The organism is Pseudomonas sp. L5B5, assembly GCF_020520285.1.
Classification (GTDB): Bacteria; Pseudomonadota; Gammaproteobacteria; order Pseudomonadales; family Pseudomonadaceae; genus Aquipseudomonas.
Map to the genome: position 1 here is coordinate 6166970 of NZ_CP084742.1, position 24557 is coordinate 6191526.

Annotated in this window: 29 protein-coding genes; 17 read left to right on the forward strand and 12 right to left on the reverse strand. The window is 61.2% G+C overall.

Annotated features, from left to right (window positions below; all coding sequences use genetic code 11):
- The first annotated feature begins 48 nt into the window (after positions 1–48).
- Positions 49–750: a response regulator gene (locus LGQ10_RS28460; RefSeq protein WP_058434423.1), complete on the forward strand. Its 702-nt coding sequence runs from the start codon at positions 49–51 to the stop codon at positions 748–750.
- Here LGQ10_RS28460 and LGQ10_RS28465 read toward each other — a convergent pair.
- The gene (locus tag LGQ10_RS28465; protein WP_058434424.1) at positions 747–1784 is read right to left on the reverse strand and encodes a patatin-like phospholipase family protein; all 1038 of its coding nucleotides are present in this window, start codon (positions 1782–1784) and stop codon (positions 747–749) included. The two genes, LGQ10_RS28460 and LGQ10_RS28465, sit on opposite strands and share 4 nt — an antisense overlap.
- A 222-nt stretch (positions 1785–2006) precedes the next feature.
- On the opposite strand from LGQ10_RS28465, the gene LGQ10_RS28470 reads away from it, so the two are divergent.
- The 3 genes from LGQ10_RS28470 to LGQ10_RS28480 all read left to right on the forward strand — a co-directional run bounded on the left by LGQ10_RS28470 (position 2007) and on the right by LGQ10_RS28480 (position 4104).
- Entirely contained in the window at positions 2007–2285 is a 279-nt protein-coding gene (locus tag LGQ10_RS28470; protein ID WP_058434425.1) for a hypothetical protein, read from the forward strand.
- Positions 2286–2429: 144 nt separating this feature from the next.
- A complete protein-coding gene (locus LGQ10_RS28475) occupies positions 2430–3197 on the forward strand; it encodes a CHAD domain-containing protein (protein WP_226523878.1) in 768 nt (255 codons plus the stop codon).
- Positions 3198–3306: 109 nt separating this feature from the next.
- Positions 3307–4104, forward strand: coding sequence for an acyl-CoA thioesterase (locus LGQ10_RS28480; protein ID WP_226523879.1), 798 nt, complete (start codon positions 3307–3309; stop codon positions 4102–4104).
- Positions 4105–4108: 4 nt separating this feature from the next.
- On the opposite strand, the gene LGQ10_RS28485 is transcribed toward LGQ10_RS28480, so the two are convergent.
- The 3 genes from LGQ10_RS28485 to LGQ10_RS28495 all read right to left on the reverse strand — a co-directional run bounded on the left by LGQ10_RS28485 (position 4109) and on the right by LGQ10_RS28495 (position 7004).
- The gene (locus LGQ10_RS28485; protein ID WP_226523880.1) at positions 4109–4471 is read right to left on the reverse strand and encodes a terminase; all 363 of its coding nucleotides are present in this window, start codon (positions 4469–4471) and stop codon (positions 4109–4111) included.
- A gap of 159 nt (positions 4472–4630) precedes the next feature.
- Entirely contained in the window at positions 4631–6112 is a 1482-nt protein-coding gene (locus tag LGQ10_RS28490) for a methyl-accepting chemotaxis protein (protein WP_058434428.1), read from the reverse strand.
- Between the two features lie 85 nt (positions 6113–6197).
- Positions 6198–7004 carry a TatD family hydrolase gene (locus tag LGQ10_RS28495; RefSeq protein ID WP_226523881.1) on the reverse strand — a complete coding sequence of 269 codons (807 nt, stop codon included), beginning with the start codon at positions 7002–7004 and terminating at the stop codon, positions 6198–6200.
- A gap of 237 nt (positions 7005–7241) precedes the next feature.
- On the opposite strand from LGQ10_RS28495, the gene LGQ10_RS28500 reads away from it, so the two are divergent.
- From LGQ10_RS28500 to LGQ10_RS28510, 3 genes are all read left to right on the forward strand, one after another.
- Positions 7242–8663 (forward strand): transglycosylase SLT domain-containing protein, encoded by a 1422-nt coding sequence (locus tag LGQ10_RS28500; RefSeq protein ID WP_226523882.1) that lies wholly within the window; start codon positions 7242–7244, stop codon positions 8661–8663.
- 102 nt (positions 8664–8765) lie between these two features.
- Complete coding sequence (locus LGQ10_RS28505; protein WP_226523883.1) at positions 8766–9200, forward strand: DoxX family protein; 435 nt, start codon at positions 8766–8768, stop codon at positions 9198–9200.
- Positions 9201–9499: 299 nt separating this feature from the next.
- Positions 9500–9808, forward strand: coding sequence for a hypothetical protein (locus LGQ10_RS28510; protein WP_058436980.1), 309 nt, complete (start codon positions 9500–9502; stop codon positions 9806–9808).
- Positions 9809–9891: 83 nt separating this feature from the next.
- Here the strand turns inward: LGQ10_RS28510 and LGQ10_RS28515 are convergent, their stop codons facing one another.
- Positions 9892–10521 carry a response regulator transcription factor gene (locus tag LGQ10_RS28515; RefSeq protein ID WP_058436979.1) on the reverse strand — a complete coding sequence of 210 codons (630 nt, stop codon included), beginning with the start codon at positions 10519–10521 and terminating at the stop codon, positions 9892–9894.
- A 297-nt stretch (positions 10522–10818) separates the two neighbouring features.
- On the opposite strand from LGQ10_RS28515, the gene greB reads away from it, so the two are divergent.
- The gene (gene greB / locus LGQ10_RS28520) at positions 10819–11292 is read left to right on the forward strand and encodes a transcription elongation factor GreB (RefSeq protein ID WP_226523884.1); all 474 of its coding nucleotides are present in this window, start codon (positions 10819–10821) and stop codon (positions 11290–11292) included.
- A gap of 24 nt (positions 11293–11316) precedes the next feature.
- On the opposite strand, the gene LGQ10_RS28525 is transcribed toward greB, so the two are convergent.
- Positions 11317–13827 (reverse strand): ABC transporter permease, encoded by a 2511-nt coding sequence (locus LGQ10_RS28525; RefSeq protein ID WP_226523885.1) that lies wholly within the window; start codon positions 13825–13827, stop codon positions 11317–11319.
- Positions 13827–14510: an ABC transporter ATP-binding protein gene (locus LGQ10_RS28530; protein WP_226523886.1), complete on the reverse strand. Its 684-nt coding sequence runs from the start codon at positions 14508–14510 to the stop codon at positions 13827–13829. The genes LGQ10_RS28525 and LGQ10_RS28530 overlap by 1 nt, the downstream gene beginning before the upstream one ends.
- 10 nt (positions 14511–14520) lie before the next feature.
- Here LGQ10_RS28530 and LGQ10_RS28535 point away from each other — a divergent pair, with 10 nt between their 5' ends.
- The 3 genes from LGQ10_RS28535 (at position 14521) to LGQ10_RS28545 (ending at position 16586) form a co-directional block, all read left to right on the forward strand.
- A complete protein-coding gene (locus LGQ10_RS28535) occupies positions 14521–15126 on the forward strand; it encodes an arylesterase (RefSeq protein ID WP_058438228.1) in 606 nt (201 codons plus the stop codon).
- Positions 15127–15182: 56 nt separating this feature from the next.
- Positions 15183–15476, forward strand: coding sequence for a hypothetical protein (locus LGQ10_RS28540; RefSeq protein WP_058438226.1), 294 nt, complete (start codon positions 15183–15185; stop codon positions 15474–15476).
- Between the two features lie 135 nt (positions 15477–15611).
- Positions 15612–16586, forward strand: coding sequence for a L,D-transpeptidase family protein (locus LGQ10_RS28545; RefSeq protein ID WP_226523887.1), 975 nt, complete (start codon positions 15612–15614; stop codon positions 16584–16586).
- A 126-nt stretch (positions 16587–16712) separates the two neighbouring features.
- Here LGQ10_RS28545 and oprI read toward each other — a convergent pair whose 3' ends face one another.
- Complete coding sequence (oprI, locus tag LGQ10_RS28550) at positions 16713–16964, reverse strand: outer membrane lipoprotei OprI (RefSeq protein ID WP_003448337.1); 252 nt, start codon at positions 16962–16964, stop codon at positions 16713–16715.
- A 638-nt stretch (positions 16965–17602) separates the two neighbouring features.
- On the opposite strand from oprI, the gene LGQ10_RS28555 reads away from it, so the two are divergent.
- A complete protein-coding gene (locus LGQ10_RS28555; protein ID WP_007931380.1) occupies positions 17603–17884 on the forward strand; it encodes a GNAT family N-acetyltransferase in 282 nt (93 codons plus the stop codon).
- 57 nt (positions 17885–17941) lie between these two features.
- On the opposite strand, the gene LGQ10_RS28560 is transcribed toward LGQ10_RS28555, so the two are convergent.
- Complete coding sequence (locus tag LGQ10_RS28560) at positions 17942–19018, reverse strand: 3-deoxy-7-phosphoheptulonate synthase (RefSeq protein WP_226523888.1); 1077 nt, start codon at positions 19016–19018, stop codon at positions 17942–17944.
- A gap of 140 nt (positions 19019–19158) precedes the next feature.
- The gene (locus LGQ10_RS28565) at positions 19159–19593 is read right to left on the reverse strand and encodes a PilZ domain-containing protein (protein WP_058435005.1); all 435 of its coding nucleotides are present in this window, start codon (positions 19591–19593) and stop codon (positions 19159–19161) included.
- Here LGQ10_RS28565 and LGQ10_RS28570 point away from each other — a divergent pair.
- The 5 genes from LGQ10_RS28570 to cysB all read left to right on the forward strand — a co-directional run bounded on the left by LGQ10_RS28570 (position 19592) and on the right by cysB (position 23544).
- Positions 19592–19978 (forward strand): thioredoxin, encoded by a 387-nt coding sequence (locus LGQ10_RS28570; protein ID WP_226523889.1) that lies wholly within the window; start codon positions 19592–19594, stop codon positions 19976–19978. The two genes, LGQ10_RS28565 and LGQ10_RS28570, sit on opposite strands and share 2 nt — an antisense overlap.
- Entirely contained in the window at positions 19978–20934 is a 957-nt protein-coding gene (locus LGQ10_RS28575) for a putative 2-dehydropantoate 2-reductase (protein WP_226523890.1), read from the forward strand. The genes LGQ10_RS28570 and LGQ10_RS28575 overlap by 1 nt, the downstream gene beginning before the upstream one ends.
- 30 nt (positions 20935–20964) lie before the next feature.
- A complete protein-coding gene (locus LGQ10_RS28580; protein ID WP_226523891.1) occupies positions 20965–21870 on the forward strand; it encodes a 5'-nucleotidase in 906 nt (301 codons plus the stop codon).
- Between the two features lie 87 nt (positions 21871–21957).
- A complete protein-coding gene (locus LGQ10_RS28585) occupies positions 21958–22458 on the forward strand; it encodes a universal stress protein (RefSeq protein ID WP_058435001.1) in 501 nt (166 codons plus the stop codon).
- A gap of 111 nt (positions 22459–22569) precedes the next feature.
- On the forward strand, positions 22570–23544 hold the full coding sequence (gene cysB / locus LGQ10_RS28590) for an HTH-type transcriptional regulator CysB (protein ID WP_226523892.1): 975 nt from the start codon (positions 22570–22572) through the stop codon (positions 23542–23544).
- Positions 23545–23556: 12 nt separating this feature from the next.
- On the opposite strand, the gene LGQ10_RS28595 is transcribed toward cysB, so the two are convergent.
- Positions 23557–24039 (reverse strand): transcription elongation factor GreAB, encoded by a 483-nt coding sequence (locus LGQ10_RS28595; RefSeq protein ID WP_226523893.1) that lies wholly within the window; start codon positions 24037–24039, stop codon positions 23557–23559.
- A 2-nt stretch (positions 24040–24041) separates the two neighbouring features.
- On the reverse strand, positions 24042–24437 hold the full coding sequence (locus LGQ10_RS28600; protein WP_058437253.1) for a hypothetical protein: 396 nt from the start codon (positions 24435–24437) through the stop codon (positions 24042–24044).
- Between the last annotated feature and the right edge of the window lie 120 nt (positions 24438–24557).

Here is a 24557-nt window from a genome sequence, read left to right on the forward strand (position 1 = left end):
CCTGGCGTGCGCTACTCTTTGCCCCTTAATTTGTCTTGAACTGAATTCATGAGCCAGACCGCGACCATCCTGGTCATCGACGACGAGCCGCAGATCCGCAAGTTCCTGCGCATCAGCCTGGTGTCCCAGGGATACAAAGTGATTGAAGCCGGCACCGGTACCGAGGGCCTGGCCCAGGCGGCGCTGAACAAGCCGGACCTGCTGGTGCTCGACCTGGGGCTGCCGGACATGGATGGCCAGCAGGTCCTGCGCGAGTTTCGCGAGTGGTCGACAGTGCCGGTGCTGGTGCTTTCGGTGCGCGCCAGCGAACTGCAGAAGGTCCAGGCGCTGGACGGCGGGGCCAACGACTATGTGACCAAGCCCTTTGGTATCCAGGAGTTCCTGGCGCGGATCCGCGCGCTGTTGCGTCAGGCCCCGATGGGCGAAACCCAGGAGGCAGCCTTGCAGGTGGGACCGTTGACCGTGGACCTGGCCTACCGCCGAGTCTTGCTCGACGGCGTCGAGGTTGCCTTGACCCGCAAGGAGTACGCGGTGCTGGCGCAATTGGCTCGCCATCCCGGCCGGGTGATCACCCAGCAGCAGTTGCTCAAGGATATCTGGGGCCCGACCCATACCGAAGACAGCCACTACCTGCGGATCGTGGTTGGGCACCTGCGCCAGAAACTCGCGGACGATCCGACCCGGCCGCGCTTCATCGTCACCGAGGCAGGGGTCGGCTACCGGCTGCTGGGCGGCGAGACCTGCGTCTAGAGTTGTTCCTGTTCGTAGCGGTCAAGGGTGTCGCTGGCGATTTCCCGACCCAGGGCGATCAGCTCCGGTGCCTTGTAGAACTCGAAGAAACGACACACGCGCTTGGGCACGTTGATCAGCACGTCGGGTGGATAGCCGGCGATCTTGTACTGGGCCAGGGACGTCTGCATGACCTCGAAGCTCTGGTTCACCAGGTCCAGCAACGAAGCCGGGCCGACGTTGTCGACGATGAACGAGCCGCTGGCTGATCTGGGCGCACCGTCGGTTGTCGGGGCCGCCGCGGGCTGCTGGGATTCCGGTTCGGCGCCCTCGACCCACGGATTGATCTTCGCGGTCTCGCTCCTGAAGGCTTCCTGTTCCAGTAGCAACAGCTGCTCGGCCTGCTTGCGCCGGAATGGCAGGTGCGAGCCCAGGGAGTTGATCAGGCTGTCGAAACGGCTCTTGAAGGCGGGTGGACGCTGGATCACCGGCAACTGGTAGTGCCGCTGGTTGGTGGAGTTGAGGTTGACCGCGATGATCAGGTCGCAATGGCTGGAAACGACCGGCACGATGGGCAGCGGGTTGAGCAGGCCGCCATCCACCAGCATGCGGTTGCCTTGCATCACGGGGGTGAACAGGCTGGGGATCGCCGCCGAGGCGCGCATGGCCTGGTGCAGGCAGCCTTCCTGGAACCAGATTTCCTGCTGGTTGGTCAGGTCGGTGGCCACCGCAGTGTACGGAATGCGCAGGTCCTCGATGTTGATGTCGCCGACGATCTTGCGAATCTGGCCGAACACCTTCTCGCCACGAATCGCCCCCAGCCGAAAGCTCACGTCCACCAGGCGCAACACGTCCAGGTAATCCAGGCTCTCGATCCACTCTCGATACTCGTCGAGCTTGCCCGCCGAGTAGATACCGCCTACCACCGCACCCATTGAACAGCCAGCGATGCAGGCGATTTCGTAACCACGTTTTTCGATCTCCTCGATGACCCCGATGTGGGCGTACCCGCGGGCGCCCCCCGAACCGAGGACCAATGCGACACGTTTACTCATGATTCGTCCTTTCGCCAGGCAGGTCGTCACAATGCACCCGTAGCGCCCTTGGGTTCAATCGCCGATGGCACGCAACAGCGGTGCCACGCAGTCGCCAGAGCCCGCGTTGGGCCCCGAGCGCTTGTGCCTGCGGCTATATTTCCCTGGGGTGGGTTCGGCACTTTTTTTCGCCACCACCGTCTTAATCCGTACGACGGTATTCCCATTCTTGAGGTGTCATTGATGAAAGCCTGGATCTGCTTGCCCCTGATTGCATTGGTTCTGAGCGGTTGCGCAGGCAAGACCGCCTACCGTGACAGCTGCGGCACCCAGCTGGACGCGGCCTGGCGTGAGCTGGACCTAGCCAAGGCCGAGGGTTTTGCCGGCACCGTGAGTTACTCCAAGGCGTTGTCGTTGCTGACGGGCGCCAAGACCCAGCAGCAGTTCGAGGCCTTTGAAGGCTGCACCAACAAGGCCGAAAAGGCACGTTTCTACATTCGCGAGTCCCGCGCCGGGCGTTGAGCCGCGACAAGCGCTACGCTGAGTCGGCAAAATCGGCGAGCGCGGGCCGCAGGTCGGGTGCAATAGAGGCCTGCGGCTCGTGCTGTCACTCCGGTAGCGGATGCACCGATACCGGGTTGGATGAGTTGTGTTGGGGAATCCTTGATGTCTGCCCTGGTTGATCGATTGGTGGCTCAGATCCTGAGCCTGGACGTGAACTTGCTGGCTTGCCATGCGCGCTTGGTGGCCGTCACGGATGCGGAGGCGCTGCATGATTTGCGCGTCGGTGTGCGCCGCTTGCGCAGCCTGCTGCGCCCTTTGCGTGGTCTGCCGGGCGTGGAGCAGCTGGAGCAGGCTGCCAGTGAAGTAGGGCGCGTGACTACGCCGATACGCGATCGCGAGGTGCTCGCGGCCTACCTGCACCGGCATGGCCAGCCTATCGCCGCCGACCGGCGTACCGTGCAGTTGGCCAGGGAGTATCCGGCGGTGGCGCAGGGACCGGAGCTCTCGCATCTGTTCATGGTTCTGGATGCATTCCCGCGTTTTCTCCGGGCCGCCCAGCGCCAGGGGTTGCTGGGTGGTTTGCGCAAGCGCATCGAAAAGCGTCTGGACAAGCAGTGGAAGGTCCTGGGCGAGGCGCTGCAGGATCCGGCCCATGATCGCCATCGCCTGCGGTTGCTGATCAAGCGGGTCCGTTACGCTGCCGAGGCCTATCCGCAGTTGGAGCGCCTGCCTGCCCGGGCCATCAAGCGTCTCAAGGCGGCCCAGGCGGCCCTTGGGGATTGGCATGACTGCTGGCAGTGGCTGGCCCAGGCCGAGCAGCAAGCGGATCTGCTGCCTTGCGTGGCGACCTGGCGACGTACCATGCTCAAGTCCGAGACTCGTGCGGACCAGGTGCTGGACAAGCTGCAGAGCGATTGCTTCGGGCGTTGAGCGCCATCCGGCGGCCTATCTGTCCGCTGCTTTGGCGGGAATAGTGGCTGTACCGCTCTGGCTCGCTGGTTAAGATCCTTGCATCCAACTATTGCTTGTCGAGGTTTTCATGCGTTTTTTCGATTTGCTCGAAGCGGTTCGCCATCAGCCCCAGGCCCTGGCCATTCCGGCGCAGTGGGCTCAGGGGCGGGCCAGCTTCGGCGGCCTAGTGGTGGCTCTGCAGTATGAAGCGATGCGGGCCAAGGTTCCGGCGGACCGCCCCGTGCGCTCCCTGGCCGTGACTTTTGTCGGCCCTGTGGCCCCCGAAGTCCCTGTGAGTTTTGAGGTGGATGTACTGCGTGAGGGCAAGGCGGTCAGCCAGGTGCTGGGACGGGTGATGCAGGAAGGCCAGGTGGTGACCTTGGTCCAGGGCAGTTTCGGTGCCTCGCGCGAGTCGGTGGTGAATGTCGAGGCCTTGCCGGCCCCCGAGATGAAGCACTGGGATGATTGCCAGGAACTGCCCTATATCCCGGGTGTGACTCCGGAGTTCATGCGCCACCTGGCGATGCGCTGGAGCATCGGCGGCATGCCGTTCACCGGCAACCGCTCCAGGGATATGGGCGGCTGGGTACGCCTGCGCGGTGACGTCAAGGAAGAACCGGTGACCGAGGCGCACATCCTGGCCCTGGTGGACGCCTGGCCGCCGGCCCTGCTGCCACACCTGACCAAGCCTGCTGCCGGCAGCACGCTGACCTGGACCATCGAGTTCATCCAGCCCTTACTGGAGCTCGATACCCTGGACTGGTGCAAGTACCGGGTGGAGATCGAGCATGCTCGTGATGGTTATGGGCACGCAGCGGCGGCGCTGTGGAGTCCCGATGGCCGGCTGATCGCCCTGAGCCGGCAGACGGTGACCATTTTCGCTTGAACCCTCAGTGTCGGTGGCGTTGCAGCCAGGCACGCCACCATGCCCCGCTTAGAACAAAGCGCGGGAATGTCACGAACTGCTCGACCAGCAAACGTTGCACGGCGTCCTGACGATCAGTGAAGGGCTCGGCGACCTGGGCCTCCAGGCTGTGTCCGTGGCGCTGCAAACCCAGGGCCGCGAGGATGCCGATCACACCAATGGCTAGGTTCAACAGGCTCAGGGAAAACACTCCCGAGACGATCAGCAGGAACCCGACGATGAAGAGCGGCACGGCAATCAGGTGCAATACCAGGTTGGTCGGGTGCTGGTGGCTGTGTGGGTAGACCCGCCATTGCCAGGCAGGAAGGTTGGGGTGACGTTGGCCCATGTTGATCATCCTCAGTGTCTGAAAACTCATGGACCGAGGATAGGGCGCAGGCTGCGCGACGACGAATCAAGGCTGGCTATCGATCCGATAGCGCTCGCAAGGAATGGGAAGGCAGAAGGGGGACGAGACCAGCTCGTCCCCCAGGCAGGCATCGCCGGTTCAGAGCTTGAGCTGGCCGATGGCCTTGCTCAGTTCGCCGGCCAGGGTCGCCAGCTCGCTGCTGGTGGTGGCGGAAGCCACGGTCTGCTGCACGGTATTCTCGGTGACGTCGCGGATGCTCACTACCGCCCGATTCATCTCTTCCGCTACCTGGCTCTGCTGTTCCGCCGCGACGGCAATCTGGGTATTGCTTTCGCGCATCTGGGCCACGGCACCGGTGATCTCCGCCAGGGCTTCGCCGGCCTCCTGGGCCTGCTGCACACAGTCGTCGGCCTTGAACGAGCTTTCCTGCATGAAGTCCACCGCATCACGGGTGCCGGCCTGCAGGGCTGACACCATGCTGGTGATTTCGTCGGTGGAGGTCTGTACCCGCTTGGCCAGGTTGCGCACTTCGTCAGCCACTACGGCGAAGCCGCGGCCCATCTCGCCGGCCCGGGCGGCTTCGATGGCAGCATTGAGCGCCAGGAGGTTGGTTTGTTCGGCGATGCTGTGGATAACGTTGACCACGCCGTTGATCTTCTGGCTGTCTTCGGCCAGCTTCTGGATCATCTCGGCAGTCTGCTGCACGCCGTTGGACAGCCCCGCAATGGACTTTTGCACCCGGCCCACCACCTCATGCCCGGTGCCGGCCAGCGTGTCGGCGGTCTGCGAGAGATCCCGAGTCGCCCCGGCATGCTGGGCGATGTGGTAGACGGTAGCGGACATTTCGTTGATCGCTGTGGCGGCCTGGTCGGTTTCGCTTTGCTGGCCGAGCATGCCGTGGCGTACATCGTTCATGCTCGATGCCAGGCGGGCGGCGCCCTGGTCCAACTGGCGAGCGGTATTGGCCACGGTGTTCACCACCCGTTGGTAACCGGCTTGCATGGCGTTGAAGGCGGTGGCCATCTGTCCCACCTCATCCTTGCAGGACAGTGGTACCCGGGCTGACAAATCACCGGTTTTCTCCACGTGCAACATCACGTCCTTGAGGGTGTTGAGCTGGCTGAGGAGAAAGCGGATCAGCAACTGCGAAGCGCAGAGCATCGCGAACATCAGGATGAATACGGCGACTGCATAGTTGGCAAAACGATCGCTGAAGACCTGTGCAAGGCTAGGGGCATGGGCCAGCACGGCGACCTGCTGGCCATCGGCGCGGCCAATGACTTCGGCGCCCAGCAAGGGGCTGTCGCCAAATAGTGGCAGGTGGTTGAGTTCGACCCAGCCGCTGGCCCCGTTCAGCTCAGGGATGGCCTGTTCGCCCAGTGCCGGTGTCTGCCCTCGGGAAAAACGCACCAGGTTTTCGGCCTCGGGCAGGGGGCTTCCGGCAGGCCAGGCATCCAGCAGGCGAGCCTGAGCCTGGGCTGCGGCCTGGGCATTCTGGCTGCGAGCCTGTTGTTCCAACTGCACGGCATACAGCACGAGCAACAAGGTGGTGACGAAGGCGACGGCATTGACCGCCCAGAATTTGTATTTCAGCGAGATATTGCTAAGCCAGGCACCCATAGAAGGTCTTCTCTGATTGAGCGGAATAGTATTGGCAAGGTGCCATTATTGTGCCGTCATGCGTTCGGAAAAATCTTGATATGCATCAAGCAATTTCTGACAAGCCGAAAAATGCCCTGGCACAGGCGGTGCTATGGCGAGCCAGGTCTTCGGGCGTTTCCTGGCGATGCAAGGCTACTTCGCGCAGTACTTCGGTCAGGTAGGCCGGCTCATTTCGGCCGTTCTTCGGTTTGGGTCGCAGGCTGCGTGGCAACAGGTAGGGAGCGTCGCTCTCCAGCATCAGGCGACCCCGGGGAATCTCGCGGACCAGCGGATGCAGGTGAGTTCCCCGACGTTCGTCGCAAATCCACCCGGTAATCCCGATGTGCAAATCCAGGTCGAGGTAACTGAACAGTGCCCGCTGCTCACCGGTAAAGCAGTGCACCACGGCGGCCGGCAAACGGTCACGAAAGCCCTTCAGGATGTCCAGCAGGCGCTCGTTGGCATCGCGTTCGTGGAGAAACACCGGTAATTGCAGCTCGGCGGCCAGCGCCAGGTGCTCTTCCAGGACCTTTTCCTGCTGCGGGCGAGGGGAGAAGTCTCGATTGAAATCCAGGCCGCACTCGCCCACCGCTCGTACCCGTGCTTCGCCAAGCAGGGCCCACAGACGCCGCGCACTATCGGCGTTCCATTCACTGGCGCTGTGAGGGTGCAAGCCGGCAGTGGCGAACAGTCTCTGCCCGCTCGGGTCCAGTTGCTCGCACAGTTCCAGGGCCTGTTCGCTGCCTTCCAGGCTGGTCCCGGTCACGACCAACTGGCAGACGCCGGCCTCATAGGCACGATCGAGAACGGCTTGGCGTTTTTCAGTAAAACAAGAATTGGTCAGGTTGACGCCGATATCGATGAGTTGCATGGTGCTATCTCCGCCTGCGGTCGGAAAGCATATCAGAGCTGTAGATCTATTAAGAAAAACCAAGAACTACAACGAGTTGAGGCTGTCTCTTGCTGTCGAAAACAGCGATGGTTGCAGTGACTCGACCGGCCATTTCAGCAGCCTTTCGCCATATTCCAGTGCTCACGACGCTCTGTTTCTGGCGATCAACCCCACAAAACCGACGAAGGGTTGAACAGCATTTCCTGCGGAGAACGGATGACCCGACCCTCTTTATTGCTGGCGCTGTGCCTGACTCTGCTCTTGCCGTTACCGGCTGTGGCGCGCCTGGCCGGACCACCGGAAACCCTGGCTGCGGGCAAGGTCCGCGACCTGGCGGAAATCCGTAGCAGTCGGGTGCTGCGGGTGCTGGTCAACCAGAGTCGCAACAGTTCCGGCGAAGTCCAGGGCCAGCCCATTGGGATCGAGTACCATCGCCTGCGAGCGTTCGAGCAGTACCTCAATGGCCATGCTCGGGACGGCCAGGAAATCAGCCTGAAGATCATCCCCAAGGCCAAGGACCAGTTGCTGGGAGCCTTGCAGCGCGCAGAAGGGGACCTGGTGGCCCCCGGAGAATTGCTGGAGCCCCTGTCCGGGCAGGCGGTCAGCTCCAGCGATCCGATCGCCAGCAACGTTCCGCTGTTGTTGGTGGGCATCAAGGGCGAGCGCCGTTATACACGGGTCGAGCAACTGTCCGGCAAAACCCTGACCCTTGCCACTGGCAGCGCTGCCGGCGAGGCCGTGAGTCAGATCAACCAGAAACTGGCCTTGCGCAAGCTGGCACCGATCAAGGTCGAGTGGGTAGATCCCAGTCTCGCGGTGGAGGACGTACTGGAGATGGTCCAGGGCGGCATCTTCCATCTGACCATCGTCGAGCAACCCATTGCCGAGCGTTGGAGCCGGATCCTGGGCAAGTTGCGCCTGGATCGGCAGCTGAAGATCAGCGAGCCCGGGGAGGAGCACTGGTTTGTCCGACGTGATGCGTCGATGCTGCGGGCGAGCATCGATCGTTTCCTCAAGACCTACAAGGCGCCGGCCGACCAGGATACGGCGTTCCTGCATATCTATCGGCGCCAGTACCAGGTGCACTATCCCCTGGCCCGGGCTGATCGCCAGCGCCTGGAGAAACTGCGCCCGGTCTTGCAGAAGCATGCCGGGGAACAGGGCATGGACTGGCTGAACCTGGCGGCCCTGGCGTTCAAGGAGTCGGCACTGCAACCCAGTGCCAGGAGCGGCAGCGGCCCTACCGGGCTGATGCAGATCACGCCTTCTGCGGCGCAGCGAGTTGGCGTCGGCAATATTCAATCCGTGGACAGCAATGTGCAGGCAGGGGCCAAGTACCTGGCCATGATTCGTCGCAAGTTCTTCGCCAGTCCCAAGCTCAATGAGCGCGAACGAATGGCCTTTGTCCTGGCCGCCTACAACATGGGCCCCGAACGGGTCCAGGCTATGCGTGCCGAAGCCAGGCGCAGGGGGTTGAATCCCAACCAGTGGTTCTTTCAGGTAGAACGTATCGCCTTGGAGCAGGTGGGGATGGGGGCAGTCAGCTATGTTAATAGTGTCAACAAATACTATCTGGCCTTCGACCGCGAACGAGACTCCCTGGAGCCTCGGGAGCGAAAAGTTGTGTCACGTAAATAATCGAAAAACCTGATTGTTATGTCGGGTTATTTCCGCTTTTTACATTTCAAATACTGATTAATATGGCGACCAACTTCTCCCCCTTATACAGGACTACACGGCATGAGCACTTTGATCAAAAACGTATTGGGAACCCGCGCAGGTTATGGCCTGACCGTCGTGCGCATTCTGGTCGGCATCATCTTCGCGGCCCACGGTTCGCAGAAGCTCTTTGGCTGGTTTGGCGGTGGCGGTCTTGCGGGGACCGCCCAGTGGATGGAAAGCATTGGTCTGGCCCCGGGCTACCTGATGGCGCTGCTGTCGGGCGGGACCGAATTCTTTGCCGGTCTGGCACTGATCATCGGTCTGCTGGCACGTCCTGCGGCATTGGGGCTGACCTTCACCCTGTTGGTGGCGATCTTCTCCGTGCATATCAGCAACGGCCTGTTCATGGCCAACAACGGTTACGAATTCGCCTTGGCACTGCTCGGTGGAACCCTGGCCGTGCTGCTTGAAGGTGCTGGCAAGTTGTCGCTGGATGCGGCCATCGCCAAGTGATCCTGACTGGGTGATGCCAGTCGACGCCAGGTCTGTGATTGCCCTGGATCAACTGCCTCGAAGATGAACCAAGGCCTGCCGATGCAGGCCTTTTTTCGTTTCGCTGGAATCTTGACACTGACCGGCCAGCTTCTCTAGGATGCTGTTCATGCGCCGATTTAAACAGCTACTTGCGGGGCGCCAGGTAAGCCAGAAGCTTGCTGCCAGAAGCCATTTCGGGCTTCGAAGTACCGCTAAAGCGCTGGTTCGGTGTTGCCTCTCACCTGCCCGGCAGATAATTGAGGCAGAGACACGATACGATGAATGCACCACGCCCCCTTGTACGTCTTGCGCCGCTCACGGCGAGTCTTTCCCAGCGCAACCCGAAAATCCTCCTCAGCGGTAAACACCAACCGACCCTGCTGCGTTATCTCGACGGCTGGCCGCGGCGTTCCGTGGGCCCGGCAGCGTTCCTGATCCAATTTGTCGAAGATGGCGAATCCCTTGCGCGTTTTGCCAGCGACAGTTTCGATCTGGCGGTTATTCCGGCTCCCCGGGCGCAGGATGCCGCTGAAGTCATCAAGCAACTGACCCGCGTCGCTCGACAAGGGCTGATCGTTCGTCGCTGACTGCCGGTCGGTTTCCGGATTGGCCTGCATCGATTGCAAGGCCATGCATCTTGTCCAGTCCAGGACACCAGTGGCGCGGGCGCTCATACCACCGAGTTGCGTTTTGCCAGCTCGGCCAGGGCCACCAGACTGGAAACACTGAAGCGCTTGAGCAAGCGCACCTTGTAGGTGCTGACGGTCTTGTGGCTAATCAGTAGGGTCGCGGCGATCTGCTTGTTGTTGAGACCACTGGCCAGCAGCTTCAGGACCGTGATTTCTCGGTCGCTGAGGCGGGCAATCAGCTCGCTCTCGTGGTTGGTGGCCTGGTTGTTCTGCTGGCGGATGTTGATCGCGTCATCCGGAAAATAGATGTAGCCGGACAATATGGCTTTGACGGCATGCCCCAGTTCGTGGAGGTTCTCGGTCTTGCACAGGAATCCCACGGCTCCGGCCTGCAGGCAGCGCAGCGCGAAGTTCTTCGATTCACTTGCCGTCACCACCAGAATCTTGAGATGCATCTGGATGCACCGGATATGATCGATGACCGAGAAGCCGTCCAGGTTGGGAATGCCCAGGTCGAGGATCAACAGATCCGGGGTGTGCTGGCGTACCAGTTGCACGGCGTCCGCACCATTATCGGTTTCGGCGACTATGGTGTGCTGCCAGGCCTCCAGTTCAGACCTGAGAGCCAGGCGGATCATTGGATGGTCATCGACGATAATGATGCTGCCCATCGGTAGCTTCCTTTTGCTTGCCGCAGTTGGAGGAGGCTGGCGAGTTCTTCGGGAGAGAGGGTTTCAAGCGTTCCGGTGCTGCTGGATACTGAACCCGCCGTTGAAAGTCGCCAGAGGTCGTAAGCTTTGTTCGCTTGCACCTATGATTGGCCGACTTTTCTGATACCTAAATTGGGCATATCTGATAGTTGGATAGGGAAGATGCGAAAGGAGAGCGGCTCTCTGTAGCCGGCTGTGCTTTTGCGGTTCATTCAAATTACGGAACAGCCTCCACCAGGCTGGGAGATGACAGGCCAATTGAGTACCAAGCTCATCACGCAGGAAGGTTACGACTTGCTCAAGCAGGAGCTGGATTACCTGTGGCGGGAAAAGCGTCCGGACATCACGCAGAAGGTCACCTGGGCTGCCTCATTGGGAGATCGGAGTGAGAATGCCGACTACCAGTACAACAAAAAGCTCCTGCGGGAAATCGACCGCCGTGTGCGCTATCTACGTAAGCGCCTCGAGGATATGCGGGTGGTCGGGTATGCACCGGAGCAGGAGGGCAGGGTGTTCTTTGGCGCCTGGGTCGAAGTCGAGAGCGAAACGGCCGAGATCAAGCGCTTTCGCATCGTCGGGTATGACGAGATCTACCAGCGCAAGGACTACATCTCGATTGACTCGCCCATGGCTCGTGCCCTGTTGAAGAAAGAGGTGGGGGACGAGGCCATGGTGGTGACTCCTGCAGGCGAGACCTGCTGGTGGATCAACCAGATCGATTACGTGAAGTAGGTGCGCCGGCTGGCCGGCGCACCGTTATCCCTCGCGCAGCACGCTCAACGGGCTGGCATTGAGTGCCCGTCGGGTCCCGAAGACGCCGGCCACTCCGACCAGCACGGCCCCGACCAGTGGCAGCAGCAACAGCCACGGGTGAGGGTGCCAGGGCAGGTCGAAGGCGAATCGATAGAGGACCAGGCTGACCAGCTCGCACCCCAGGGCCGCCAACAAGCCGCTCAGGGTTCCGAGCAGACCGAATTCGATCCGCCGCGCCTTGACCAGTAATTGCCGTTTGGCGCCCAGTGCTCGCAGCAATGCCCCCTGGCGGATGCGCTCGTCCAGGGTTGCCTGCAAGCCCGACAGCAGCACCGCCATCCCCGCAGCCAGCACGAACAGCAGCACATACTCCACTGCCAGGGTGACCTGGGCCAAAATGCTGCGCAATTGCTCCAGCAGCGCCTCGATCTGAAGGATGGTCACTGCGGGAAATGCCCTGGACAGCTCCACTACTTGCTGATCGTGCCCGGGACCCAGGTAGAAACTGGTGAGGTAGGTCGCCGGAAGGTCCTTGAGGGTGCCGGGCTGGAAGATCATGAAGAAGTTCGGCTGGAAGTTGTCCCAGTTGACACTGCGCAGACTGGTCACCCGGGCTTGGCGATTGACGCCTGCGACGGTGAAGGTCAACTGGTCACCCAGCTTCAGCTTCAGGCTCTGGGCCACCTTGGCCTCCACCGATACGCCAGGCAACGAATCATCCGTCTGGGGCAAGGGTGTCCACCAGTTCCCTTCGGTGATGCTGTTGCCCGAAGGCAGGTCGGCGGACCAGGTCAGGCTCAAGTCGCGTTGCACCGCGCGATCGCCGCTCGACTCCTTGGTGACGAGCTCCTGCACCGGTTCGCCATTGATGCTGACCAGGCGCCCGGGAACCACTGGATACAAGGGAGCCGAGGGAGCGGATAGTTGCACCAGGCGCTCGGTGAAGGCTTGCTTTTCGGCAGGCAGGATATTCAGGGCGAAGTAGTTGGGGGCATTTTTCGGCAGTTGATTTTGCCAGGTGTCCAGCAGCTCTGCACGCAGCAGTGCGATCAGTGCCATGGACAGCAGAATCAGGCCGAAGGCCATGGATTGTCCCGCCGCGGCCAGAGGATGGCGTAGCAGTTGGCCCAGTCCCAGGCGCCAAGGCAGGGAGGCGCGAGCCAGCAGTCGGCGCAGGCTCTGCAGCACCAGCAATAGCAGCCCTCCCAGGGCCAGTGCGGCCACCAGGCCGCCCCCCAGCAAGGCGAAGGTCAAGACCAGATCCAGGCTCAAGCGCCACATGATCAGGCCCAGGGCGAGTAGCGCGAGGCCATAGATCAGCCAGGTGCTGGGTGGGATCGGTAGCAGATCACGACGCAGTACCCGCAGGGGAGGCACGCGCCCCAGCGCGGCCAGCGGCGGCAGGGCGAAACCGGCCAGGGCTACCAGTCCGGTACCGACGCCAGCGATGGCCGGCAGCAATCCTCCGGGCGGTACCTCGGCAGGCAGCAGACCGTGCAGCAAATAGAACAGCAGCAGTTGCGCCAGCCAGCCCAGCAGCGCGCCGCCGAGGCTGGCCAGCAGGCCGAGCAGCACCAGCTGTGCACTGAACAGCAGCAGGGTTTCCCGACGCGACAGCCCCAGGCAACGCAACAGGGCGCTGGCATCGAAGCGGCGGGCAGCGAAACGATTGGCGGACAGCGCCACTGCAACACCCGATAGCAACACCGCCACCAGGCTGGCCATGTTCAGATAGCGTTCGGCCTTGCCCAGTGCTCCGCCGATCTGCTGGTTGCCATCGCGCGCATCCTGCAGGCGCTGGTTGGCCTGCAACCCCGGCTTGATCTGTTGGCGGTAGGCTTCGAGCGCTGGAGCGGGACCGCGCCAGAGTGCCTTGTAACTGACCCGGCTGCCAGGCTGGACCACGCCGGTAGCTTGCAGGTCATCCAGGCTGATCAGCACCCTGGGCGTCAGGCTGTAGAAGTTGCCGGCACGATCCGGTTCGTAGGTCAGAACTCGGGCAAGGCGCAAGGTCTTGCTGCCAACGTCGATGCTGTCGCCGATTTTCAAGTCCAGTGCACTCAGCAGGCGTGGCTCGACCCAGGCTTCTCCTGGCCCCGGGCCGCCTCCGGTGACTTCGTTGCCATAAGGGACTTCGGCACTCTTGAGTTGCCCACGCAAAGGGTAAGCGCTGTCCACGGCCTTGATGCTTGACAGTTGGATGCCGTTGTCTGTGGCGATAACGCTGGAGAACTCGACGATGCTGGCCTGTTTCAGGCCCAGCTGGCGTCCGCTGTCGAGTTGTTCCGGGCGTGGGGGGGAGCTGCCCTCGAGCAGCAGGTCGGCACCGAGGAACTCGGTGGCCCGTAACTGCATGGCGCCATTCAGGCGTGCACCGAAGTAACCGATGGCGGTGCTGGCCGCAACGGCCACCAGCAAAGCGAAGAACAGCACCCGCAACTCGCCGGCACGGGCGTCGCGCAGCAACTGGCGAAGGGCGAGGCTGAACAGGCGCAGCAGGGGCAGGCGTGCCATCAAGGCTCCAGGGGGGCGACCAGCGAGCCCGCTTCAAGACGGATCAGGCGCCGGCAACGATGAGCCAGTCGTTCATCGTGGGTCACCAGTACCAGGGTGGTGCCGCTTTCCTGGTTGAGTTCGAACAGCAGGTCACTGATGCGTTCTCCGGTGTGGCTGTCGAGGTTGCCGGTGGGTTCATCGGCAAACAGCACGTCAGGTTCGGCGGCGAACGCCCGGGCAATGGCCACCCGTTGCTGCTCGCCACCGGAGAGCTGGCGTGGCGAGTGGCTCAGGCGCTGTCCGAGGCCGACCCGCTGTAGCAGCTCGGTAGCGCGCTCGCGGGCATCGCGACGGCCGTCCAGCTCCATGGGCAGCATGACGTTCTCCAGGGCATTGAGGCTGTCGAGCAGTTGGAAGGACTGGAAGACGAATCCCACATGTTCGGCCCTGACGCGGGCCCGCTGGTCTTCATCCAGTTGGCCCAGGCTCTGCCCGGCGAGAATGACCTCGCCGCGGCTGGGCAAGTCGAGCCCGGCCAGCAAGCCGAGCAGTGTGGACTTGCCGGAGCCGGAAGCACCGACGATGGCCAGGCTGTCGCCCTGGTCGAGTTCCAGGCTGAGTTCGTGGAGGATAGTCAACTCGCCTTCCGCGCTGGGAACCACTTTGCTAAGGTTCCGCGCAGTGAGAATGCTTGCGCCCATGGAGAATCCGATGCGTGTATGGTTTTTGAGTGCCGGCCTGGCCTTGATGTGCATGGCCCAGAACGCAGCGGCGGGTACGGTCCTGATCGTGGGCGATAGTATCAGTGCAGCTTTCGGCCTGGATACCCGCCAGGGCTGGGTGGCGCTGTTGGAAAAACGCCTCGTCGACCAGGGTTTCAGCGCCAGGGTGGTCAATGCCTCGGTCAGTGGCGACACCAGTGCAGGCGGCCAGGCACGGCTGCCGGCGCTGCTTGCAGAGCACAAGCCCGAGGTCGTGGTGCTCGAACTGGGAGGCAATGATGGCCTGCGTGGCCAGCCGCCCCAGCAATTGCAACAAAATCTTGCCTCGATGATCGACAGCTCCCGGACCGCAGGGGCCAAGGTGCTGCTCCTGGGTATGCAACTGCCGCCCAATTACGGTGTTCGTTATACCCAGGCCTTCGCCAAGGTGTATGACCAGTTGGCTACCGAGAAGCAGGTCGCCCTGGTGCCGTTTTTCCTCGATGGGGTTGGCGGCCATCCGGAACTGATGCAGGCGGACGGTCTGCACCCTGCGGCAGCGGCTCAGGGCAAGTTGCTGGAAAATGTCTGGCCGACGCTAAAACCGCTGCTTTGACGCTTTTCTAGTGGCAGTGTTTCGGCTAATGTGGCGCCCCCGATTTGGAGCCCCCGATGCCGCGTCCCGCCTGGTCCCTGTTTGCCTATCAACTGATCGAGCCTGATGAACAGCTTGACCTGTTCGCTTGCCAGGAGGTTCGGGTACACCTGGTGACACGCCAGTTGGAGCTTGGTGGCTCCGCCGACCGCACGTTGTGCGGCACCCTGCTGCCGGCACAACCGCGATGGTCGACGGTGCAGCGCACGATTTTCCAGGATCAGCGACTCTGCCCATTGTGTCGGGCGATTCTGGAATCCCAGAAGCGTGGCACACCACCCATCTGGCCCGAGCTGCGTTTCGAGCTATAGGCGGCCGATAACGGGTCGTCTGGAAAGGGATTTCATTTGTCTGCGCTTGTCTCTCACGGCCTGGCTCCCGGAGCCTTGGGGTGGGGTGTACAATTGTGTTTCTTTCATTGGTTGTACATGCGAAGGATTATCCGGATGTTGCCGCGCCTCCCTGTCATCACCCGCTGCCTGACACTTGCCGCACTGTGCGTGGCCGGTCCCGTTGCAGCACTGGAATTCCCCCTGCCACCCCCCGGAGAAGACGTCGTCGGCCAGGTGCAGGTGATCAAGGCCAAGTACGAAGACACCTTCGCCGACCTGGGGACGGCCAACGACCTGGGTTACCTGGAGATGGTGGCGGCCAACCCGGGAATCGATCCCTGGTTGCCGGGGGCGGGCACCGAAGTGATCCTGCCTACCCGGTTCATCCTGCCGCCCGGGCCTCGGGAAGGTATCGTGATCAATCTGGCGGAGTATCGCCTGTACTATTTCCCCAAGGGCCAGGGCGTGGTCTACACCTTTCCGCTAGGGATCGGCCGTGAGGGCTGGGGCTCGCCTATTGCGCATACCAGCATCACTGCGAAGACGCCGAATCCGACCTGGACGCCACCCGCCTCGATCAGGGCCGAGCATGCTGCCGATGGCGACCCGTTGCCTGGCGTGGTTCCGGCCGGGCCGGACAATCCCCTGGGACCATTCAAGTTCACCCTGGGTACACCGGGCTACCTGATTCACGGTTCGAACAAGAAGTTCGGTATTGGCATGCGCACCAGTCATGGCTGTTTCCGCATGCTTAACAATAACGTATTGCAAATGGCAGGCATGGTGCCGGTAGGAACTTCCGTGCGTATCATCAATGAACCCTACAAGTTCGGGGTCAGTGCCGGCAAAGTCTATCTTGAAGCACACATGCCATTGGATGATAAAGGCAATCCTTCGGTGGTCGACAAGCACACTGCGGTCATCAACGCCCTGCTCAAGCGAGAGGATCTGGCTAACAACCTGCGAATGAACTGGGACGTGGTGCGGGATGTTGTGGCGGCTGAAGATGGCTTGCCAGTGGAGATTGCCGTGCCGACGGCTGCGTCGGCGACATCAGTGTCCAGTACGCCTTTCGATATGCCGCAGTAAGCGGTTTAACAGAACCCGCCGTAACCTGTTGGTAACGGCGGGTTTTTTATTGCCCAGACCAAAGTCCGGGCAATAAAAAAGCCGATCCAAAAAATGGATCGGCTTGATAACAATCCCGAGGGACTATTACTTGCGGCTAGCTTTTTCCAGCATACGCAGAGCGCGCTCGTTAGCTTCGTCAGCAGTCTGTTGTGCTTTTTGAGCAGCAGCCAGAGCTTCATCAGCTTTACGATAGGCTTCGTCTGCACGAGCCTGAGCACGAGCTGCTGCGTCTTCAGTAGCAGTCAGACGAGCTTCGGTTTCTTTGGATACGCTGCTGCAACCGGTAGCCAGAACTGCGGCCAGAGCCAGAGCAGAGAATTTCAGAACGTTGTTCATCGTGTTCCCCTTCAAGGACTTTCTATTAGTAGCTATCACCTCAGAGTGAGGAAATAGCCGGCGTACATACTACCCATTACTTGTAGTAAGTAAACTGACGTAGCGCAAGAAGCAAAAAAAATTCTAGGTGTTGATTCTTTTTCGAGCAACTCTTTAGCTGGTTGTATAAAAAATATTCAGCGCAGAGGGCTTGGCAAGGGGGATACTGCTTATTTGCCAGCATTGATCCTGGCATTTTTCAGGCACAGTTTCAGGGGCTAGACTAAAGTCGGTCTATATCGTGTCGGTGACACTTTTGTTGAGATTCCATGCAGGCTCTTTATCCCTGTTGTCGGTGACTTTAAAAGGCTTGGTTCGTCTTATGTTTCAGCATCCGGCGATGTGTGGCTGCAAGGCATCTTGAACCTGGGACCCAGCAGGGCCAGCTGAAAGGTCGCAAGGTCCTTTTGTGCTGATCTGTGACGGGTATGGCTTGAGCAATCGTGCCAAGGGCGCCTAATATTTTGTAACGTGCTCGTGGTGCAAGAGCGATAGCTTCGACTTGGCGTCCGACAGGCACGAGGTGGCGTAAGTTGTTCCTTCGCCGGAAAAACATCGGTAAGGTAGGGGTCGGTATTCCAGACCCGCAAGGAGTAGTGATGAGCGAGGCGTTGTCCATCCACCATGACCAGGCTGGTCATCAGTTCGAGACCAATGTGGACGGTCATCGTGCCTACTTGACCTATATGGACCTGGGTAAGCAGACCCTGGATATCTATCGCACCTTCGTGCCCAACGCCCTGCGCGGGCGGGGCATTGCTGCGGCGTTGACCGAGCAAGCCCTGGAGTACGCTGATCGCATGGGCTATACCGTGATCCCGTCCTGCTCGTACGTGGAGCGTTACATGGAACGCCATCAGCGCCACGCTGCAAAGCTCTGACCGAAGCGACCATGAAAAACGCCGGGCTTGGCCCGGCGTTTTTGTGCCTGTCGATTATCAGCTGCGCTGGCGTTGCGGCAGGACATCCTTGAGCTTGGCGTGCATGCTGCGCAGGGTCTTCTCGGTGCTTTCCCAATCGATGCAGGCGTCGGTGACCGATACACCATACTGCAGTTCCGAGAGGTCCTTGGGAATGGCCTGGCAGCCCCAGTTCAGATGGCTCTCCACCATCAGGCCGATGATCGACTGATTGCCTTCGAGGATCTGGTTGGCAACGTTCTCCATCACCAGCGGTTGCAGCGCCGGGTCCTTGTTGGAGTTGGCGTGACTGCAGTCGATCATGATGTTCGGCTTGATCTTGGATTTGTTCAGGGCCTGCTCGCAGACTGCGACGCTGACCGAGTCGTAGTTCGGCTTGCCGTTGCCGCCCCGCAGCACTACGTGGCCGTAGGCATTGCCCTTGGTGGTGACGATGGAGACGCCACCCTGTGGGTTGATCCCCAGGAACCGATGAGGGCTGGAAACCGATTGCAGGGCGTTGATCGCGACGGTCAGGCCGCCATCGGTGCCATTCTTGAACCCCACGGCCGAGGACAGGCCGGAAGCCATCTCGCGGTGGGTCTGGGATTCGGTGGTGCGCGCGCCGATGGCCGACCAGCTGATCAGGTCCTGCAGGTATTGCGGGGAGATCGGGTCCAGGGCTTCGGTTGCGGTGGGCAGTCCCATTTCGGCCAGGTCCAGCAGCAGTTGGCGGCCAATGTGCAGGCCATCCTGGATCTTGAACGAGTCGTCCAGGTAAGGGTCGTTGATCAAGCCTTTCCAGCCGACGGTGGTGCGAGGTTTCTCGAAGTAAACCCGCATTACCAGGTAAAGCGTGTCGGAAACTTCGGCCGCCAGGGCCTTGAGTCGTTCGGCGTACTCGTGAGCCGCCTTGATATCGTGGATCGAGCAAGGCCCGATGACGATGAACAGACGGTGATCAGTGCCATCGAGGATATTGCGGATCACTTCGCGACCACGGGTCACGGTGCGCAAGGCGGTGTCGCTCAGCGGAATGTCTCGCTTGAGTTGATCTGGGGTGATCAGGGTCTCGTTGGAGGCGACGTTAAGGTCGTTGATCGGTAAATCAGCCATCGTGTTACTCGTCAGGTCACGGATGCCGGCCGCCAGCGATCCCCGAGCGGCGGAGCACAGCGGATTTGAGCGCGTCGGGGAGCCGAACCTTAGCGCGTTAACCGGTGGCTCGACAATGGGCCGGCTGCGGTTTTATTGGGCTATGACTGTATGAATGCCTGGTGTACCCGGTCTTCTGAGTAATCCTGTGCATGGCGCTCGACCCAGTCCAGGGCCAGGGCTTCGATGCATTGTTGCTCGCTCTGGGCTTCGTGTCGGCGACAGTAGCGGGCAATCTGGCAGACCTGTTCGCTCATGCGCGCACCGAACAGTGTCTGTGCGTCGACGAAGGCAATGCCGACCAGATAACCTCGCTTGCGTTTCAGGCACCAGGCTACGTAGCCGTTGTAGCGGGCATTCTCGCCCAGTGTCGGCATGTGCACTTCCAGGGCGGTGCCGCGGCGCCAGGCGCGGTGATAATTGCATGCCATGCCACCCAGGCTGATAGTGTGCAACCGCTGGCGTGAAATACAGGCGTGCTGGCGCAGGGTCAACTCAACCGGAACATCATCAGGATGAGGCAGAAACCGTCCCATGACCGCAGACTCCGAGTGTCGTCCAATTGACATTATTTCCCCCAGTATAGTGGTCGAATTGCAGCTGACGGATTTCGACATCGACCGGACCCTGCTGGAGCTGGCGGGTGTGTCCCTGGTGATCTTCACCAGCCCGGGCTGTTCCGGTTGCCGTTGGGCGCGGGCGCAACTGCCCGGGCTCGACTTGCCGATCGAGCGGCTGTGCTGGGTCGATGCCGGGGACAACGGTGGGGCGGTGGAGCGTTACCAGATGTTCCACTTGCCAGCCCTGTTCGTGGTGCGCGATGGGCAGTTTTATGGAGAGTTGCAGTCGCGGCTGACGGCTCTGGAGCTCACTCGGAACCTGGGTCAGGCGCTTGAACGAATACCAGAGGAGTTGCCTTGATGGATGCAGTTCGCAAGCCACGCGTGGGTATTATCGGGACCGGGGCGATTGGCGGTTTTTACGGGGTGATGCTGGCCCGGGCAGGTTTCGACGTGCACTTTCTGCTGCGCAGCGAATTCTCGACGGTCGTCGAACAGGGGCTGCGCTTGAACAGCACCCAGCATGGTGCCTTGACCCTCGACCCGGTACAGGCCTACGCCAGTGCCGAGCAGATGCCGCCCTGTGACTGGCTGCTGGTAGGTGCCAAGACCACCAGCAACCTGCAACTGGCGCCGGCGATCGTCCAGGCGGCAGCCCCGGATGCCAAGGTCCTGTTGTTGCAGAACGGCCTGGATGTCGAAGACGAGTTGCGTGGTGTCCTGCCCGATTCGTTGCATCTATTGGGTGGGCTGTGCTTCATCTGTGTCCACCGCGCCGGCCCCGGACAGATCGAGCATCAGGCTCTGGGGGCGGTGAACCTTGGGTATCACAGTGGCCCGGCGGCTGCCGACCCGGCCTTGAGCCGGGCTATCGTCGAAGAGGGGGCTGGGCTGTTCCGTGAGGCCGGGATTGACTCCCAGGCCATGGGCAACCTGCATCAGGCGCGCTGGCAGAAGCTGGTGTGGAATGTGCCGTACAACGGCTTGTCGGTATTGCTGCGGGCCAGCACCACGCCGCTGATGGCCGACCCGGACTGCCGGCAACTGATCCAGGACCTGATGCAGGAGGTCCTGCAGGGCGCCGCAGCTTGTGGGCATGTCATCCCACAGGCTTATGCGCAGCAGTTGTTCAAGTCCACCGAACTCATGCCCGACTACTGGCCGAGCATGTACCATGATTTTCTGCACCAGCGCCCCCTGGAACTGGCGGCCATCTATGCTGCTCCCCTGGCGGCGGCTCGTGCTGCGGGGTGCGAGTTGCCGAAGCTGCGTGCGTTGTACCAGGCCCTGAGCTTCATCGACCGGCATTCGGCGTGAGCCCGGCTCATCACCTCAAGAGGACGGAACATGGCAAAAGGTCTGGATGACAAGCTGGTGGTGGCGATTTCCTCGCGTGCGCTCTTCGACCTGGGAGACAGCCACAAGGTCTACCTGGCCCAGGGGGTTGAGGCTTACCGGCAATACCAGATCGAACATGAGGAAGAGATCCTCGGGCCGGGCGATGCCTTTCCCCTGGTGAAGAAACTCCTGAGCTTGAATGCCAGCCTGGGGCGAGCACGGGTCGAAGTGGTGCTGGTGTCGCGCAACAGCGCCGATACCGGCCTGAGAGTGTTCAACTCGATCGAGCACTATGGCCTGGGCATCTCTCGGGCGGCCTTCGTTGGCGGGCGTAGCCCCTATCCCTACCTGGCGGCCTTTGGCAGCGATCTGTTTCTCTCCACCCATGCAGAAGATGTGCGCAGCGCACTGGACGCCGGTTTTGCCGCGGCCACTATTCTTTCAGGTGGCGCACGGCGAGCTGAGAATGGCGAGTTGCGCATCGCCTTCGATGGTGACGCCGTGCTGTTTTCCGATGAGTCGGAGCGGATCTACCAGGCCGGCGGACTCGAAGCCTTCCAGGCCAGCGAGCGCCAGTCGGCCCGCGAGCCGTTGCCGGGAGGGCCGTTCAAGGGCTTCCTGGCTGCACTCAACCTGCTCCAGGGCGAGTTCCCCGGCGATGCCTGCCCGATCCGCACGGCGTTGGTCACCGCGCGTTCCGCCCCGGCCCACGAACGGGTGATCCGCACCCTGCGCGAATGGAATATCCGTCTCGACGAATCTCTGTTCCTTGGCGGCCTGCAAAAGGCCGCCTTCCTCGAGGCCTTCGCCGCCGACGTGTTTTTCGATGATCAGGCGGGTCACTGCGAGTTGGCACGGGAGGTGGTGGCTACCGGTCATGTGCCCCATGGTGTCAGCAACGAAGCCAAGGCCTGATCCCCGGAGCCCGGGGCCCACCTCCCACACTCGCAGGCACTGCTAAGCTGAATCAATCTCCGCCAGATTGGCAGTTGAGGAGGTCATATGATTCGTTCGATGCTGTATGCCACTGACCTCGGCGTGTACGCCCCCTTTGTGATGCAACACGCCCTGGAACTGGCTCGAACGTTCAATGCCGACCTGCATGTGGTACACGCCGTCGAACCCATGGGACTGTTCGCCGAGTCGGTGTTGCAGAGCTATCTGGATGAGCAGTCGCTGAACGAGTTTCACCGCCAGGGGCTCAATACGGTCATGGCCAACATCGAACAGCGAGTGCTGGACAGCTTTCGCGAGGAACTGGGGGAGGGGATGCAAGACCTGACCCTGATCCAGTCGGTACGCGTTCTTCAAGGCGATCCTTCGCAGGTGATACTCGAGCAGACGGTGAAACTCTCGGTGGATCTGCTGATCGTGGGAAGCCACAGTCATGGGGTGGGGGCGCAAACCCCTTTGGGGCGCACGGCCGCACGGGTCTTGCAGCTGGCTAAAGTGCCGGTCTACCTGGTCCCTCTGGTGCAGCGGCGACGCCAGAGCGATGCCTGAGGACGGAATGGAAAATTCTGAATAAAAGTTCTAGATTTATTCTCCTGACCATTAATATAGTTATATACCGTCGCTGATACCCGTGGCGCCTATCTGCTTTGAGGGATTGATATGAAGCTTCAACAATTGCGCTACATCTGGGAAGTGGCGCACCACGACCTCAACGTTTCCGCTACTGCCCAAAGCCTCTACACCTCGCAACCGGGTATCAGCAAGCAGATCCGCCTGCTCGAGGATGAACTGGGGGTCGAAGTCTTCGCCCGAAGTGGCAAGCACCTGACCCGCGTGACTCCGGCTGGCGAGCGGATCATCACCACCGCCGGCGAGATCCTGCGCAAGGTCGAGAGCATCAAGCAGATCGCCCAGGAATTCTCCAACGAGAAGAAGGGCACACTGTCCATCGCCACCACCCACACCCAGGCACGTTATGCCCTGCCACCGGTGATCAGCAGCTTCATCAAGCAGTACCCGGACGTAGCCCTGCATATGCATCAGGGGTCACCGATGCAGATCGCCGAGATGGCCGCCGACGGCACCGTGGACTTCGCCATCGCCACCGAAGCCCTGGAGCTGTTCGGTGACCTGGTGATGATGCCGTGCTATCGCTGGAACCGCTGTGTGGTGGTACCCCAGGGGCATCCCCTGACCAAGCTGCCGAAACTGACCCTGGAGGCACTGGCCGAGTATCCGATCGTGACCTACGTGTTCGGCTTCACCGGCCGCTCCAAGCTGGACGAGGCTTTCAGTCATCGTGGCCTGACGCCCAAGGTGGTGTTCACCGCCGCCGACGCCGACGTGATCAAGACCTATGTTCGTCTGGGCCTGGGCGTGGGCATCGTCGCCAAGATGGCAGTGGACACCAAGCTCGATAGCGACCTGGTGGTGCTGGATGCCAGCGAGCTGTTCGAATCGAGCATCACCAAGATCGGCTTCCGCCGCGGTACTTTCCTGCGTGGCTTCATGTGCGACTTCATCGAGAAGTTCGCCCCGCACCTGACCCGTGAAGTCATGGCCAAGGCTATCCAGTGCCATAACAAGCAGGAACTCGAAGAGCTGTTCGACGGCGTCGAACTGCCGGTTCACTGATCTCCCGCCCGCCTAGCACACCTCGGTGACAGTGAACTGTCGCCGGGTGCCGGCTACCACGATTTCCACCTCATTGTCTTCGAACTTGCCCAGCAGGCCCTGGCCCATGGGGGAGCGCGGGGTGATGACCGTCACCAGTTGCCCGACCACCTGGACCTTCAGGCCTGCCCCATCTGGACCGAGGAACAGCCATTGTTCGTGGCCATCTTCGTCCTCCAGGCCCAGCAAGGTGCCGATCTGGATGCCCGATTGCGGGTTGTCGGAGCGCAGCACCAGGTTCTGCCAGAGGTTCAGGGCCTGGCGGATTTCCTCCACTCGTCGGGACTGGCCAGCCGCCAGGTACGAAGCCTCCAGCCCCAGGGTGTCATACTTGTTTTCGGCGACATTCTCTTCATGGGTTGCGGTTTCGTAGGCCGTTTGCGCTGCGCGCACGGCGACATCCAGATCGTCCTGAAGCTGTTGCAGGACTAATCGGTACACGGACTGTTTATTCATGGTCAATTACAGAATTGCAGGACATTGGCCCGACTCTTTTCGCTCGGCGCGTTCTGGTCTTGCTGCAGCCAGAACTGGCATTTGGGATTGGCCAGGTTGCGCGGGTTGCTGCGAGCGTTATCCAGGGTCTGCAGTTCCTCGTTCTTGCGCAGATTCTCCTGGTATTGCTCGAACAGGCGGTTGGGCTGCTCGGGAGTGGTCATGGTGGGTTGAGTCAGTTGTTGCACTGCCTGGGCAATGGGTGCCAGGTGCGGGCTGGGCAGAAAGCGCAGTGCCAGCCAGCAACTCAGGACAATTGCCAGGAACCCCAGCCACAGGCCCAAGGCGATGCTGCCGCTGAGCGCCAGGGCATTGAAACTGATGCGCAGCGAGCGACGGGCGGGCGGATGATGCGGCATGGTTGCCTCCTGGCGGGCAGTGTTGAGCGAGAGCCGATTGTCGCACGAAGATTAATCGAGGTTGGCCCTTCTGCGCTGGAGCATTTATGCGGACAATCGGCGCCTTTGCCAATCGGGGAC

What these genes read in the sequence shown, in the direction of transcription:
- LGQ10_RS28460 (WP_058434423.1), top strand. Translation starts at nt 49, where the DNA reads ATGAGCCAGACCGCGACCATCCTGGTCATCGACGACGAGCCGCAGATC.
- LGQ10_RS28465 (WP_058434424.1), bottom strand. Translation starts at nt 1,784, where the DNA reads ATGAGTAAACGTGTCGCATTGGTCCTCGGTTCGGGGGGCGCCCGCGGG.
- LGQ10_RS28470 (WP_058434425.1), top strand. Translation starts at nt 2,007, where the DNA reads ATGAAAGCCTGGATCTGCTTGCCCCTGATTGCATTGGTTCTGAGCGGT.
- LGQ10_RS28475 (WP_226523878.1), top strand. Translation starts at nt 2,430, where the DNA reads ATGTCTGCCCTGGTTGATCGATTGGTGGCTCAGATCCTGAGCCTGGAC.
- LGQ10_RS28480 (WP_226523879.1), top strand. Translation starts at nt 3,307, where the DNA reads ATGCGTTTTTTCGATTTGCTCGAAGCGGTTCGCCATCAGCCCCAGGCC.
- LGQ10_RS28485 (WP_226523880.1), bottom strand. Translation starts at nt 4,471, where the DNA reads ATGGGCCAACGTCACCCCAACCTTCCTGCCTGGCAATGGCGGGTCTAC.
- LGQ10_RS28490 (WP_058434428.1), bottom strand. Translation starts at nt 6,112, where the DNA reads ATGGGTGCCTGGCTTAGCAATATCTCGCTGAAATACAAATTCTGGGCG.
- LGQ10_RS28495 (WP_226523881.1), bottom strand. Translation starts at nt 7,004, where the DNA reads ATGCAACTCATCGATATCGGCGTCAACCTGACCAATTCTTGTTTTACT.
- LGQ10_RS28500 (WP_226523882.1), top strand. Translation starts at nt 7,242, where the DNA reads ATGACCCGACCCTCTTTATTGCTGGCGCTGTGCCTGACTCTGCTCTTG.
- LGQ10_RS28505 (WP_226523883.1), top strand. Translation starts at nt 8,766, where the DNA reads ATGAGCACTTTGATCAAAAACGTATTGGGAACCCGCGCAGGTTATGGC.
- LGQ10_RS28510 (WP_058436980.1), top strand. Translation starts at nt 9,500, where the DNA reads ATGAATGCACCACGCCCCCTTGTACGTCTTGCGCCGCTCACGGCGAGT.
- LGQ10_RS28515 (WP_058436979.1), bottom strand. Translation starts at nt 10,521, where the DNA reads ATGGGCAGCATCATTATCGTCGATGACCATCCAATGATCCGCCTGGCT.
- LGQ10_RS28525 (WP_226523885.1), bottom strand. Translation starts at nt 13,827, where the DNA reads ATGGCACGCCTGCCCCTGCTGCGCCTGTTCAGCCTCGCCCTTCGCCAG.
- LGQ10_RS28530 (WP_226523886.1), bottom strand. Translation starts at nt 14,510, where the DNA reads ATGGGCGCAAGCATTCTCACTGCGCGGAACCTTAGCAAAGTGGTTCCC.
- LGQ10_RS28535 (WP_058438228.1), top strand. Translation starts at nt 14,521, where the DNA reads ATGCGTGTATGGTTTTTGAGTGCCGGCCTGGCCTTGATGTGCATGGCC.
- LGQ10_RS28540 (WP_058438226.1), top strand. Translation starts at nt 15,183, where the DNA reads ATGCCGCGTCCCGCCTGGTCCCTGTTTGCCTATCAACTGATCGAGCCT.
- LGQ10_RS28545 (WP_226523887.1), top strand. Translation starts at nt 15,612, where the DNA reads ATGTTGCCGCGCCTCCCTGTCATCACCCGCTGCCTGACACTTGCCGCA.
- oprI (WP_003448337.1), bottom strand. Translation starts at nt 16,964, where the DNA reads ATGAACAACGTTCTGAAATTCTCTGCTCTGGCTCTGGCCGCAGTTCTG.
- LGQ10_RS28555 (WP_007931380.1), top strand. Translation starts at nt 17,603, where the DNA reads ATGAGCGAGGCGTTGTCCATCCACCATGACCAGGCTGGTCATCAGTTC.
- LGQ10_RS28560 (WP_226523888.1), bottom strand. Translation starts at nt 19,018, where the DNA reads ATGGCTGATTTACCGATCAACGACCTTAACGTCGCCTCCAACGAGACC.
- LGQ10_RS28570 (WP_226523889.1), top strand. Translation starts at nt 19,592, where the DNA reads ATGACCGCAGACTCCGAGTGTCGTCCAATTGACATTATTTCCCCCAGT.
- LGQ10_RS28565 (WP_058435005.1), bottom strand. Translation starts at nt 19,593, where the DNA reads ATGGGACGGTTTCTGCCTCATCCTGATGATGTTCCGGTTGAGTTGACC.
- LGQ10_RS28575 (WP_226523890.1), top strand. Translation starts at nt 19,978, where the DNA reads ATGGATGCAGTTCGCAAGCCACGCGTGGGTATTATCGGGACCGGGGCG.
- LGQ10_RS28580 (WP_226523891.1), top strand. Translation starts at nt 20,965, where the DNA reads ATGGCAAAAGGTCTGGATGACAAGCTGGTGGTGGCGATTTCCTCGCGT.
- LGQ10_RS28585 (WP_058435001.1), top strand. Translation starts at nt 21,958, where the DNA reads ATGATTCGTTCGATGCTGTATGCCACTGACCTCGGCGTGTACGCCCCC.
- cysB (WP_226523892.1), top strand. Translation starts at nt 22,570, where the DNA reads ATGAAGCTTCAACAATTGCGCTACATCTGGGAAGTGGCGCACCACGAC.
- LGQ10_RS28595 (WP_226523893.1), bottom strand. Translation starts at nt 24,039, where the DNA reads ATGAATAAACAGTCCGTGTACCGATTAGTCCTGCAACAGCTTCAGGAC.
- LGQ10_RS28600 (WP_058437253.1), bottom strand. Translation starts at nt 24,437, where the DNA reads ATGCCGCATCATCCGCCCGCCCGTCGCTCGCTGCGCATCAGTTTCAAT.